Origin of the sequence: Streptomyces albireticuli, from assembly GCF_021228125.1 — a bacterium.
In the GTDB taxonomy this organism is placed as follows: domain Bacteria; phylum Actinomycetota; class Actinomycetes; order Streptomycetales; family Streptomycetaceae; genus Streptomyces; species Streptomyces albireticuli.
On sequence record NZ_JAJQQS010000011.1, the window covers coordinates 1 to 13225 of the forward strand.

The 13225-nt window shown below is 73.9% G+C and carries 10 protein-coding genes; 7 read left to right on the top strand and 3 right to left on the bottom strand.

Annotated features, from left to right (window positions below):
- The 3 genes from LUZ64_RS20270 to LUZ64_RS20285 form a co-directional block, all read left to right on the top strand.
- A partial coding sequence (locus LUZ64_RS20270) for an ATP-binding protein (protein ID WP_095581212.1) occupies positions 1-2306 on the top strand: 2306 nt, incomplete at its 5' end.
- A 518-nt stretch (positions 2307-2824) separates the two neighbouring features.
- A complete protein-coding gene (locus LUZ64_RS20275) occupies positions 2825-3118 on the top strand; it encodes a hypothetical protein (protein WP_095581213.1) in 294 nt (97 codons plus the stop codon).
- A gap of 985 nt (positions 3119-4103) precedes the next feature.
- The gene (locus LUZ64_RS20285) at positions 4104-4379 is read left to right on the top strand and encodes a hypothetical protein (protein WP_095584664.1); all 276 of its coding nucleotides are present in this window, start codon (positions 4104-4106) and stop codon (positions 4377-4379) included.
- 297 nt (positions 4380-4676) lie between these two features.
- Here LUZ64_RS20285 and LUZ64_RS20290 read toward each other — a convergent pair whose 3' ends face one another.
- Positions 4677-6323, bottom strand: coding sequence for an AMP-binding protein (locus LUZ64_RS20290; protein ID WP_095581386.1), 1647 nt, complete (start codon positions 6321-6323; stop codon positions 4677-4679).
- 102 nt (positions 6324-6425) lie between these two features.
- On the opposite strand from LUZ64_RS20290, the gene LUZ64_RS20295 reads away from it, so the two are divergent.
- The 3 genes from LUZ64_RS20295 to LUZ64_RS20305 are packed head-to-tail and all read left to right on the top strand — an operon-like array spanning position 6426 to position 8848.
- The gene (locus LUZ64_RS20295; RefSeq protein WP_095581385.1) at positions 6426-7577 is read left to right on the top strand and encodes a lipid-transfer protein; all 1152 of its coding nucleotides are present in this window, start codon (positions 6426-6428) and stop codon (positions 7575-7577) included.
- A gap of 6 nt (positions 7578-7583) precedes the next feature.
- Positions 7584-8069, top strand: a complete 486-nt coding sequence (locus LUZ64_RS20300; RefSeq protein WP_095581384.1) for a Zn-ribbon domain-containing OB-fold protein — start codon at positions 7584-7586, stop codon at positions 8067-8069.
- Positions 8066-8848, top strand: coding sequence for an enoyl-CoA hydratase/isomerase family protein (locus LUZ64_RS20305; RefSeq protein ID WP_095581383.1), 783 nt, complete (start codon positions 8066-8068; stop codon positions 8846-8848). The genes LUZ64_RS20300 and LUZ64_RS20305 overlap by 4 nt, the downstream gene beginning before the upstream one ends.
- Before the next feature lie 63 nt (positions 8849-8911).
- On the opposite strand, the gene afsK is transcribed toward LUZ64_RS20305, so the two are convergent.
- On the bottom strand, positions 8912-11443 hold the full coding sequence (afsK, locus tag LUZ64_RS20310) for a protein serine/threonine kinase AfsK (RefSeq protein WP_232390494.1): 2532 nt from the start codon (positions 11441-11443) through the stop codon (positions 8912-8914).
- Positions 11444-11944: 501 nt separating this feature from the next.
- On the opposite strand from afsK, the gene LUZ64_RS20315 reads away from it, so the two are divergent.
- The gene (locus LUZ64_RS20315) at positions 11945-12592 is read left to right on the top strand and encodes a TetR family transcriptional regulator (RefSeq protein ID WP_095583496.1); all 648 of its coding nucleotides are present in this window, start codon (positions 11945-11947) and stop codon (positions 12590-12592) included.
- Positions 12593-12691: 99 nt separating this feature from the next.
- Here the strand turns inward: LUZ64_RS20315 and LUZ64_RS20320 are convergent, their stop codons facing one another.
- The gene (locus LUZ64_RS20320) at positions 12692-13207 is read right to left on the bottom strand and encodes a nitroreductase/quinone reductase family protein (RefSeq protein WP_232390495.1); all 516 of its coding nucleotides are present in this window, start codon (positions 13205-13207) and stop codon (positions 12692-12694) included.
- Positions 13208-13225 lie beyond the last annotated feature (18 nt).

A 13225-nucleotide genomic window follows, 5' to 3' on the forward strand; every position in this document is an offset into this window, starting at 1 on the left:
TCTACCGCAGCGGCCGCCAAGCCGAAGCCCTCGCCGTCTACGCCGACACCCGCCGCCTCCTCGCCGACGAACTCGGCGTCGACCCCTGCCCCGAACTCTCCGAACTCCAGCAACGCATCCTCCAGGCGGACGTCGATCTGGCCCTGCACCTGTCCCCGGCCGACCGGCCCGGCGCCGGCCCCGCCTTCATCCGGCCCGCGCAGCTGCCGGCGACGGTCTCGGACTTCACCGGCCGCGTCGCGTTCGTCGACGAGCTCAGCGACCAGCTGGCCACGGCCGAGGGCCGCATCATGGCCGTCTCCGCCGTCGCGGGCATCGGCGGCGTCGGCAAGACGACCCTGGCGGTGCACGTCGCGCACGCCGCGCGGCACCACTTCCCGGACGGCCAGCTGTACGTCGACCTCCAGGGCGCGGGGCCGGTGCCCGCCGAGCCCGAGGCCGTCCTCGGCGCCTTCCTGCGCGCACTCGGCACGCCCGACAGCGCCATCCCCGAGGGCCTCCAGGAGCGCGCCGCCCTCTTCCGCTCCTCCCTGGACGGCCGCCGCGTCCTCACCCTCCTCGACAACGCCCGCGACGCCGCCCAGATCCGCCCGCTGCTGCCCGGCACCGAGGGCTGCGCGGCGCTGGTCACCAGCCGCTCCCGGATGGTCGACCTGGCCGGCGCGCACCTCGTCGACCTGGACGTGATGAGCCCCGAGGAGGCGCTCGTCCTCTTCACCCGGATCGTCGGCACCGAGCGCGTGGGCGCCGAGCGGGACGCCGCCATGGACGTCGTCGCCGCCTGCGGCTTCCTGCCGCTCGCCATCCGCATCGCCGCCTCCCGGCTGGCCGCCCGCCGCACCTGGACGGTCTCCGTCCTCGCCCGCAAGCTCGGCGACGAGCGCCGCCGCCTCGACGAGCTGCGCGCCGGCGACCTCGCCGTGAAGGCCACCTTCGAGCTCGGCTACGGACAGCTGGAGCCCGCCCAGGCCCGCGCCTTCCGCCTCCTCGGCCTCGCCGACGGCCCGGACATGTCCCTGGCCGCGGCCGCCGCCGTGCTCGACCTGGACCTCGACGCCACCGAGGAGGTCCTGGAGTCCCTCGTCGACACCTCGCTGCTGGAATCCGCCGCGCCGGGCCGGTACCGCTTCCACGACCTCGTGCGCCTCTACGCGCGTGCATGCGCCGAGCGCGACGAGCAGCCGCCCGCCGAGCGCGACGCCGCCATGTCCCGGCTCCTCGACTTCTACCTGTCGACCGCCGCGGGCGGCTACGTCCTGGAGCGCCCCGGCGACCAGCTCCTCACCCACCTGACGCCCACCACGCACCCGGGCCTCACCTTCGCCGAGCGCAGCGCCGCGGGCGACTGGCTGTTCGCCGAGGCCGGCTGCCTGCTCGCCTGCGTACGGCAGCACGCCTCGTCCACCGGCAGCACGCTGCGCCGCGCCGTCGACCTGCTGCTCGCCGCGAAGGACCTCGCCGAGTCCGGCGCCGACTCCCGGCTGTACGAGCAGGCCGCCGCGGCCCTGCTCGTCGCGGCCTGCGAGGCCGGCGACCCGCAGGCCGAGGGGCGCGCCCGCTACGTCCTGGCCCATGTGCACAGCATCGGCGGCCGGTTCGACCTCGCCGACGAGCAGGCCCGGCAGGCGGTCCTCCTCGGCCGCTCCTGCGGCGACCCCATCCCCTGCTGCTACGCCTCCAACATCCGCTGCATCATCGCCATCTACGAGCACCGGCACGAGGACGCGGAGGTGTACGTGGGCCAGGCGCTCGCGGCCTTCCGCGCCGACGGCAACCGGCCGGGCGAGGCCAGCGCCCTCAGCAACCTCTCGCGCGTACGGCTCGACGGCGGGCGCGTCGGTTCGGCGGTCGAGCTCGCCGAGCAGGCGCTCGCCCTCTACCGCGAGATCGGCGCCTCCTGGCGGGTCGCCAACGCCCTCTACGCCCTCGGCCTCGCCCTCACCGAGGGCGGGCGCTACGAGGAGGCCCTGGACCGGCTCTCGGAGGCGCTGCCGGTCTTCCGGGACAACCGGCAGCGGCTGTGGGAGGGCATGACGCACTACCGCCTCGCGGAGGTCCACCTCGCCGCCGGGCGGCCCGCCGCGGCCGCGCACCACGCCGAGCAGGCGCTGAAGCTGCGGGGCATCGGCGGCGAGTGGCGGCGCGGCAACGTCCTGATCGTCCTCGGCCGTTCGCTCGACGCTCTGGGCCAGCCGGGGCGGGCCCGCGCGTGCTGGACGGAGGCACTGTCGATCTTCGAGCAGCTCGGCACCTCGGAGGCCGCCGACGTCCGCCGGCTGCTCACCGGCGTGGTGACGGCGGCCTAGACCGGCGTGGTGACGGGGCCCAGACCGGCGTGGTGACGGCGGCCTGGCGGAACCACCGGAGCCGTCCGCTCCCCGGCCGGGGAGCGGACGGCTCCGCCGTGCCGCGGGTTTGCGGACGGGCGGGCGCGGGGACGGTGGGGGTCTGTGGCCTACCGGTCGGGAACCGGTGGCGTGCCGGTCGGGAACGGCCGGGGAAGCGGTGAGGAACCGCTCATTACATGGTGCCGACATGGTCGCACCAGGGCCGAAAGGCTCCGAAAAAGCGCTGTCACGTGGCCGTTCATCGATCGTTTATCGCGGCGCGTCAACCTTACTCATGTCGATCCGTCGCGTCGGGGGGCAGGCGGGTCGTAGGTGAGGCATACGGCTTCACCTTTGGGGTGGTCACCCTGATCAGCCCCATCCCCCGTCCGGCGATCCTCGGGGGAGTCGCCGGGCGGGTTTTGCTATCCCGGAGAACCACCGCACCACTTCCCCTTCACACCAGACGACTCGCACTGACCAACGGAGTGATCGCTATGAGCGACGAGAAACTGCTCAGGCCGGGAGTGGTGACTACACCGCAGGACGACCACGCCGGCGGTGCCACTCTCGCCGCACCGCAGCCCGTTCCGCCGGACGACCACGCGGGCGGCCCGAAGCCGCTGCTGGCCCCGATGGACGACCACGCGGGCAGCCCCAAGCCGCTGCTCGCGCCCATGGACGACCACGCCGGGAGCCCCAAGCCGCTGCTCGCCCCCATGGACGACCACGCGGGGAGCCCGCCGGTGAACGTCCTCCAGGACGACCACGCCGGCAGCGAGCCCGCCTGACCACGGGCCGCTGAGCGGACCCGGCCGACCGGGGGGACACGAGTCGGCCGGGTGACCAGGGGGGAACACGGGGAAACGACCGGGGGAACCACGGGGGAAAGCAGGGGAACCCGGAGGGGGAAAGTCGTGGGAGACCTCCAGGAAAGGGCCTCACGGGGGCGTCCGGCGGAAGCCGGGCGGACGGGGGCACGGACCTGGGGAGAGAAGTTCCACGGGGGAAAAGCTTCACGGGTGGAACACCCACGGGGGAAGCACCACGGAAAGCGCACCACGAATACGCACCACGGAATGAGTTCGACAATTCCATAGCGGCGGCGGCACGGACAACGGGGGAGCACGACGGGGGAAGTGCCGCCGCACGGGGGGGATCCCACATCCGGGGGGGGAGACCCACGAACGGGGAGACCAGCAGGGGGGACCTGCAACGGGGGGGGAACCGCGAGTGGGAGACCTGGAGGTGGGAGTCCCGTAACGGGGGAAAGTCGTACGGGGGAACCGCCACCACGGGGGGAAGTACGACGGGGGAAGTACGACGGTGGATCCGCCACGGGGGAAGCGCGGGCGGATCCACCTCGGGGGTAAGCACCAAGGGGCGCTCGACGGCCGTGGTTCGACTGACGTTCTCGAACGGGGGAGTCGAACCGGGGCCGCCGGGCGCCCCGCACGACAACTGAACAGGTAAGTCCCAACGGGGGGACCGAACAAACGGGGGACTGCAGGGGCCGGCGTCGGCAGCGCGGAGGGGGAGCCGTCGACGCCGGCCCCTGCGGTCATGTGTCGAAAGGCGTCAGGAAATCGCCAAGGCCGCAGCGGCCGGAGCGCGTGGACCACCGCCGAGCCGCCTTCTTCCACCGTCGATCACGGGCGAACAGGCCAAGGTTCACCTCTTTCCGGCCCAAGTCGCGGACGCCGTCTCCGCCGGAGGCTACGTTCGCGTCCACGGGCATCACCACCGCAACACCGCCCCCGAAAAAAGGAGTTGGAAATGAACAGCACGCGCACCCGCACGAGGCGGGCGCTCGCCATAGCCACCTTCGCCGCCGCGGCGGCGATCGCCACCGCGGTGCCCGCGAGCGCCGTGGGCGCCGACGACCACCCCACCCTCCCGCCGGCCGCCGTCTTCCTGGGCCACGGGGGCGGCAGCGGCGCCCCGCACGACGACCACCCCACCGGCATCGACGACGACCACCCCACCGTGGCCACGACGGACCGTGTCGACGGCGGCCGGGACGACCACCCCACCGGTGAGAACGCCGGCTAACTCCTGAGGCCCGCTCGATCCACCCGGATCCGCCGAGAGCCGACGCCGCGGTCGCACACCGACCGCACCCACCGACACGGAGTCGGCCGGCACCCAGGCCACGTGCCATGCCGCGGCCGCCTTCCGTCGGCGGCCGGCGCCTCCCCACCAGGGGCTCACGCGGCACCCGGCATCGGCGACGAGCCGCGCCTCACGGCAGGGGTGCGGCCGGTGACGCGCCATGACACCACCGCCTGGCCGGCATCCGGACGGGCACGCGCACCGTGCCGCACCCCTCGCCGAACCCCGGCCCCTCCGCTACCCCGCGCCGTCCCCGCCCTCCCGCAAGGCGCGCTTGAGCACCTTGCCGGACGCGTTCCGCGGGAGCGCGGTCACGAACTCCACCGTGCGCGGGACCTTGTAGTTCGCCATCTCCCGGCGGGCCCATCCGATCACCGCGTCCTCCGTCAGCGCCCCGGCGTCACGCCCCCGCACCACGAACGCCTTGCCCACCTCGCCCAGCCGCCCGTCCGGCACTCCGACGACGGCCACCTCGGCGATCCCCGGGTGCCGGGCGAGCAGTCGCTCGACCTCCGCCGGGTAGACGTTGAACCCACCGACCAGAAACATGTCCTTGACGCGATCGGTGATCCGGAGGTATCCGTCGGCGTCCAGCACCCCGACGTCCCCGGTGTGCAGCCAGCCGTCCTCGTCGACCGCCCGGGCCGTGGCCTCCGGGTCCTCGAAGTAGCCGGCCATGACCTGGAAGCCGCGCACCAGGACCTCGCCGGGCTCCCCCGGGGGAAGCGCCTTCCCGTCGGCGCCCACCACCGTGACCTCGGTGTCCGGGAGGGCCCGGCCCGAGGAGGCCGCGACGGCCTCCGGCGGATCCCCCCGCCGGCACATCGTGATCACGCCGGTAGCCTCGCTCATCCCGTACGCCGTCAGGACGGTCGGCACGCCGAGCTCGGACCGCAGCCGCTCGACCAGCTTCCCGTCCACCACGGCCGCCCCCGTCACCACCAGTCGCAGCGGCGAGAGGTCGTGCGCCGCACGCCCGGGGTGGTCGAGCAGCGCCTGGAGGAGAGTGGGCGGGCCGGGCAGCACCGATATCCGCTCGGTCGTGGCGTTGGCCAGCACCGTGTCCGCCGCGAAGACGGACTGCGGCACCATGGTCGCGCCCCGCATCAGACAGGCCAGCACCCCGGCCTTGTAGCCGAAGGTGTGGGAGAAGGGGCTCACGATCAGATAGCGGTCCCCCCTCCGCAGTCCGGCCAGGTCGCACCAGGCGCCGAAGGCCCGCAGCGTCTGAGCGTGGGTGACGACGACGCCCTTGGGCTCGCCCGTGGTGCCCGAGGTGAACATGATGTCCGAGGGCGCGTCGGGCCCGACGGCGTTGGCCCGCGCCCGTACGGCCCAGCCCGGCTGCGACTCCCCCGCCGCCAGGAACTCCTTCCAGGTGCGGAACTCGGCCGGGGCGTCGTCGGCCAGGACCACGACCTCGCGCAGCTCCGGCAGCCCGGGCAGCGGCCCTCGCACCGGTCCGGACCCGCCCTCGGACCCCTGACCGGCCGCCCGCCCCGCCGCCCGCCGCAGGGCGGCGACGTACGACGTGCCGAGGAAGGTGCCGGTGACGAAGAGCAGCCGGGCCCGGGTCCGGGCCAGCACCTCCACGGCCTCGGCCCCCTTGAGCCGGGTGTTGACCGGGACGAGGACCGCGCCGGCCGAGACGGCGCCCAGCGACGCGACGATCCAGTCCAGGGTGTTCGGGGCCCAGACGGCGACCCGGTCGCCCGCCTCCACACCCGCGGCCAGGCACCCGGCCGCGGCCTGCTCGACGCGCCCGGCGAGCTGCGCGAAGCCGATCCGGGTCCGGCCCTCGACCACGGCCTCACGGTCGGCGTACCGCGCGGCGGCCGTGCGGACCAGCCGGGGTACGGACATGAATTCCAGATCGCCGCGCATCGCGTGACCTCCCGGCCCACCGCCCTTGGCTGACTATGCGTCAGATTAGCGATACCCTTCCGCGCTGTCAGCAGTGACAGCAGCGACAGCACGGAGGTGGCGATGGCGACGAGACTCAAGGACGCGACCGCGATCGTCGGCATAGGACAGACCCCCTTCGCACGGCAACTCCCCTCATCGGAAAAGACCTTGGCCTGCCGCGCGATCCTCGACGCGCTGGACGACGCGGGCATCCCTCCCTCCCAGGTCGACGCCTTCGCCTCCTACACCATGGAGGAGACCGACGAGGTCGAGGTCGCCAAGGCCATCGGCGCCGGTGACGTCACCTTCTTCGCCAAGGCCGGCTACGGCGGGGGCGGCTCCTGCGCGACCGTCGCCCACCTCGCCATGGCCGTGGCCACCGGCCAGGCGCACGTGGGCGTGGCCTGGCGCTCCCGCAAGCGCGGCTCCGGCCCCCGGCCCTGGCGCGACACCCGGGCCCAGCTGCCCACCCCGGCCCAGTGGACCCGCCCGTACGGGCTGCTGCGCCCCGCCGACGAGATCGCCATGCTCGCCCGGCGCTATATGCATACGTACGGTGCCACGCGCGACCACTTCTTCAACGTCGCCCTCGCCTGCCGCAACCGCGCCAACCAGAACCCGGCCGCGATCATGTACGAACGCCCGCTGACCCGCGAGATGTACATGACCTCGCGGTGGATCAGCGAACCCCTCTGCCTCTTCGACAACTGCCTGGAGACCGACGGCGCCCTCGCCTGCGTCGTCGTCTCCGCCGAGCGGGCCCGCGACTGCCGCCGACGGCCCGTGTACGTGCACTCCGCCGCCCAGGGTCTGCCCGCCCAGCACCACGGCATGGTCAACTACTGGAACGAGGACCCGCTGACCGGCCCCGCCTGGACCGCCGGCCGCCACCTGTGGAAGAACGCCGACCTGGGCCCGCACGACGTCGACGTCGCCCAGATCTACGACGCCTTCACCGCCCTCGTCCCGCTCTCGCTCGAAGGCTACGGATTCTGCGGACGCGGCGAGGGCGCGGCCTTCACCGAGGGCGGCGCCCTGGAGCTCGGCGGCCGGCTCCCCCTCAACACGGCCGGCGGCGGTCTCAGCGAGGCCTACGTCCATGGCTTCAACCTCATCAACGAGGGCGTCCGCCAACTCCGCGGCACCTCCACCGCGCAGGTCCCCGACGCCGCCACCTGTCTGGTCACGGCGGGCGAGGGAGTCCCCACTTCGGCACTGCTGCTGAGGAGTTGAGTCTTCATGCCCTCCATCATGAGGGGCACCACTGACAACGGGCCGGGCGACCGGCGCCCGGGGCCCCTGCTGCCCGAGGCGGACGACGACGGCGCCCCCTTCTGGGAGTTCGCCGCCCGCGGCGAACTGCGCGTCCAGACCTGCGCCGACTGCCGCGAGCCGCGTTTCCCGCCCCGGCCGTGCTGCCCGAACTGCCGGTCCTTCACCGCCGTCTGGCACCGGATGTCCGGCCGCGGCCGCATCTGGTCGTACGTGCTGCCCCACCCGCCGCTCCTGCCCTTCTACGCCGGCCTGACCCCGTACAACGTCGCGCTCGTGGAGCTCGCCGACGCCCCCCGCATCCGCCTCGTCGGCAATGTCGTCGCCGCGCCGGGCGCCCCGGTGGACTCCGTGGACCCCGCCCTGCTGCGGATCGGGGCGCCCGTGCGCGTGACCTTCGACGAGCTCGCCGAGGGCGTCACCGTGCCGCGCTGGCTGCTGGAACGTCCATGACGGCCGCCGCGCCGACGGTCCGTACGGAGATCGCCGAGGACGGCGTCGCCCTCGTCACCCTCGACCGGCCCGAGCGCCACAACGCGATCGACCTGGCCACGGCCGCCCGGCTGGCCGACGTGTGGCGGGGTTTCCGCTACGACACGGCCGTGCGGGCCGTCGTCCTCACCGGCGCCGGGGACCGGGCGTTCTGCACCGGCATCGACCGCTCCGCCGACGTCCCCCAGCCGCCGTCCCCGTACTCGGTCGACGACCCCCTCCTGACCATCGGCCCCAAAGCCGCCGACCTCTGGAAGCCGGTGGTCGCGGCGGTCGGCGGGATGGCGTGCGGCGGGGCGTTCTACCTCCTGGGCGAGTCGGAGTTCGTCGTGGCCTCCGAGAACGCCTCCTTCTTCGACCCGCACACCTCGTACGGCATGGTCAGCGCGTACGAGGCGGTCCACCTGGCCCAGCGCATGCCCTACGGCGAGGCCGCCCGCCTGGCCCTGATGGGCACGGCCGAGCGCCTCTCCGCCCGGCGCGCCTACGAGACCGGCCTGGTCTCCGAGCTCACCCCGCCCGGCGAGGCCGTCCCGGCCGCCCTCCGCGCGGCCGCGATCCTCGCGTCCTTCCCCACCGAAGCGGTCCAGGGCACCGTCCGCGCCCTCTGGGCCGCCAAGGAAGCCACCCGGGACCGCGCCCTCGCCCTGGCCCCGCACCTGGTCTCCCTGGGCAACCGGTCCCCGGAGCGGCAGGCGGAACTCTTCACCACCCGGAGCCGCGCCTACCGGATGCGTTGAGGCACGCCGAGGCACGCCGAGGCGCACAGAACGGGATCCGTGGCGCGCCGGCCGCGCCACGGATCAGCGGCGCTGTGTGAGGCCCGTGCCCTTGGCCGCATCCAGGGCGTAGACGCAGCGGTCCTTGCTGCACGCGTAGACCACGCCGCCCGTCGCCACGGGCGAGCCCGTGATCTCGCCGCCGGTGGCCAGCTTCCAGCGGAGCTGGCCGCCCGCCGCGTCGACCGTGTAGAGGCAGTGGTCGGCGGAGCCGAAGTGGACCCGGCCGTCCGCGACGACGGGGGCGCCCACGACATCGCCGCCGGCCGCGAAGCGCCACTTCGGGGTGCCCGTGACCGCGTCCAGGGTGTAGAGCGCGCCGCCGCTGCCCAGGTGCACCGCACCGGCCGCGACCAGCACCGGCTCGGTCGACTGCCGGGGCTCCGTCGCGATGCGCCAGCGGTCGCGGCCGGTCGCCGCGTCCAGGGCGTAGACCGTGCCCAGGTAGTCGGCCACGTAGACGCCGCCGCCCGTCACGGCGGGGCCCGGCGCGAACGCCGGCGGGCTCAGGAAGACCGCCGGGGCCTCGAACCGCCAGCGGACGTCGCCGCGCGCCACGTCGATGGCGAGGACGCGGGTGCCCGCCACGACGTAGACGGCGCCGTCCGGAGCGGGCAGCAGCCGCACCGGCACTCCGCCGCACGCCGCCGTGTCACCCACGGGGTACGACCAGCGCTCGGCGCCCGTACGGGCCTCCAGGGCGCGCAGCCGGGCGTCGGCCCACACATAGACCGTGCCGTCCTGGAGGAACGGGCCGCAGTCGGGCGTCTCGAAGTCGGTCTGGAGGCCGCCCATCTCCCACAGCAGCTCGCCGTTGGCCGCCTCCCACGCCTGGACGCCGCCGCCGCGCGTACCCGTGACGACCGTGCCGCGGTCGGCGCGGAGGGAGTAGACCCAGCCGTCGGTGGCCAGCCGCCAGCGCTCGGCGCCGTCGGACGCGTCCAGGGCGTAGAGCGTCGGGCCGTCCGAGGCGTGGATGCGGCCGTCAGCCACGGCCATCGCCCAGGCGACGTCCCGCGTCTTGAACTGCCGCCGCCCGCTGGCGACATCGAGGGCGTGGACCTCGAAGGAGGTGACGTACAGCAGATCACCGGCGACGGTCGGCGTGCCCCAGACGTCGTTGGACATCCGGAACCGCCAGGGGCGCCAACGGCCGGGCTCGCCCTGGGTGTTGCCGCTGTCCCCCTGCGGGGCGGGCGCCTGGACCGGCACGGACGGGGCGGCCGGGGCCGTGGCCGGGAGGCCGGCGGGGGGCCGCACCCAGCCGGTGGCCGGCCCGGTGTCGGCGCGGGCCTGGGACTCCCGGCCGTCGGCGACGCGCGGACCGGGGCCGATGGGCACCTGTGAGCCGGCCAGCCGTACGGAGCCGTCGTGCGCGGGCACGGGCGCGGCGGCGTGCCGGCCCTGCCCGCCGGCGGCCTGACCGGTGCCGTGCCCGGCGGCGGGCGGCGCGCCCAGGCCGCCGCGCGGGTCGCGGACGGCGGCCACGCCGGAGCGGCCGGTGCCGCCGTCGCCCCACGCGGGGCCGCTGCGGACGTCGGCGGCGGGCGGCTCGTACGCGGGGGCGCGGGGCGGGGTCGGGGGCTGCGCGGGGCGGGGCGGGGCCACGGCCCGCGCCCGGCCGCCGCGGGCACCGGCGCCGGCCGCGGCGGGCCGCTGCCCGGCCCGGCGCTGCTCGATGAGGGTGGTGGCGTTGTCCGGCAGCCAGGCGGAGGCCGTGCCGCTGTCGTCGCCCCCGCCGGAGGCGAAGAGATGGGGTGCCAGCTCAGCCTGGAGGTCGGCGGGGGACGGCCGGAGCTCCGCCGCCGTCTGCATGCAGGAGTCGATCAGCGGCCGCAGCTCGTCCGGCAGCCCGCTGAGGTCGGGGCCTTCCCTGAGCAGCATGAAGACGGTCTCCACGGGGTTCGCCCCGTGGAAGGGGGCGTGGCCGGTCGCGGCGAAGACCAGGGTGGAGCCGAGCGAGAAGATGTCGCTGGCGCCCGTGACGCTGCGGGAGTCGCGCGCCTGCTCGGGCGACATGTAGGCCGGGGTGCCGACGGCGACGTTCGTCATCGTCAGCCGGGTGTTGGAGACGCCCGAGGCGATGCCGAAGTCGATGACGCGGGGGCCGTCCTCGACGACCAGCACGTTGGACGGCTTGAGGTCGCGGTGCACGAGGCCCGCGCCGTGGATGGACTGGAGGGCCTCGGCGACGCCGGCGGCCAGCCAGCGCACGGCCTGGGCCGGGAGGGGCCCGCACTCGTTGACGATCTCCTCGAGCGAGGGTGCGGGGACGTACGCGGTGGCCAGCCAGGGCACGGCCGCGCGCGGGTCGGCGTCGACGACGGCGGCGGTGTAGAAGCCGCTGACCGCCCGGGCCGCCTCCACCTCACGGGTGAAGCGGACCCGGAAGAGCTGGTCCTCCGCCAGCTCCGTGCGCACCGTCTTGATCGCGACCCGTCGGCCGGATGCCGAGCGGGCGAGATAGACCAGCCCCATGCCGCCGGCGCCGAGTCGGCCGAGCACCTCGAACGGGCCGATCCGTCTCGGGTCGTGCTGCGTAAGCTGCTCCACCACTGGCCTGCCACCTCCCCGTGGGGGCTTGAAGGGATTCAGCCCCGTGCAGCGTCTCACCGCGAATTATCTCCGGGGTACGCATGCTGATTCTTCCTGGCGAAGGCCGCGGTTGCGAACCCGGGTCGTGCTTCGCCGTGTCTCCACCACATGCGGAACGTCCTGTCCCGCGTCTGTGCTCCCGCCTCCGGCCCGCCTCCCGATCCGTGACTCTCCGTTACCATCAGGGGGTATCGCCCTGACTCGCGCACGCTGTTCCGACTGCCACGTTATCGGGGTATCGAGCCTTTCGCCCGGGCCTGTGGATAACCGTGGGGAGTCCGCCCGACGGGCGTTGTCCACAGCCTGTTGATAAGACGATTCACCGGTACGGGCCAATCCACCCCGATCTTCCGGCGGACCTCGATATGCCGCCTGAGCTGGCCTTTCACCCCTCCCCACCCCCCTGCCCCCATTTGCATGCGGCCGAATCGCGCTCCGATCACCCCTCGGTAAGCTGACGGCATGACAGGACAAGTACGCACCGTCGACGGCCGCGTGGCCGGCCGACGCGGCCAGGCGACGCGGCAGAAGCTGCTCGACTGCCTCAGCGAAATGCTCAGCTCCTCGCCCTACCGCGATGTGAAGGTCATCGACGTCGCCCGCAAGGCCGGCACCTCCCCCGCCACCTTCTACCAGTACTTCCCCGACGTCGAGGGCGCGGTGCTGGAGATCGCCGAGGAAATGGCGAAGGAAGGCGCAAGCCTGACCGATCTCGTCGCCGGACGTTCCTGGGTCGGCAAGTCCGGCTGGCAGGCCGCCGAGGAGCTGGTCGACGGCTTCCTCGGGTTCTGGCGGAAGCACGACGCCATCCTGCGCGTCGTGGACCTCGGGGCGGCCGAGGGCGACAAGCGGTTCTACAAGATCCGCATGAAGATCCTCAACGCCGTCACCAGCTCCCTCACCGACTCCGTCAAGGAGCTCCAGAGCAAGGGCAAGGTGGACAAGGACGTCAACCCCGCGGCCGTCGCCGGCTCGCTCGTCGCGATGCTCGCGGCGGTCGCCTCGCACCAGAAGGGCTTCCAGAGCTGGGGGGTCAAGCAGGCCGAACTGAAGCCGAACCTCGCGCTCCTCGTCCACCTCGGCATCACCGGCAAGAAGCCCACGAGGTAGCGCGTCAGCGCCTCGCACGTCCTGTCATCGCAGCGGCGGGCCGCACCGGCTCGGGCCGGAGCGGCCCGCCGCAGTGACATCCACGCCCGTCGACCGGGCTCAGTGACCGGGCACCTGACCTGAAGCCCCCGCCGCCCCTGTGACCCCCGGATCCACCGGATCCCTCGGCACCAGCCTGAAGAGCCTGATCTCCCTCTCCACCCGCGCCTGGTAGCGCGCGTACGGAGGCCAGAACCTCACCACCGCCGCCCAGGCGGCGTCCCTCTCCGCCCCTCGCAGCAGCTGTGCCCTTACGGGGATGTCCCGCCCCTTCCAACTGATCTCCGCATCCGGGTGCGCCAGCAGATTCCCCGTCCAGGCGGGGTGCCCCGGCCTGCCGTAGTTGCTGCCCACCACCACCCAGGCGCTCGCCGGATCGCCCTCCCGCATGCACGCGAGCGGCGTCCGCCGGAGCTGCCCGCTCCGCGCCCCTCTCGCCGTAAGGACAAGACTCGGCAGCAACTGCCCGCTGAGCAGCCTCCTGCCGCCCGTCAGCCTGTGCACGGCACGGTCGAGTGCCGGTACGAAATGCGGTGCGATCCTCGCGAACGTACGGGTCGAGGACACTCTTCTCACGATGCGCTCCACGGCGTT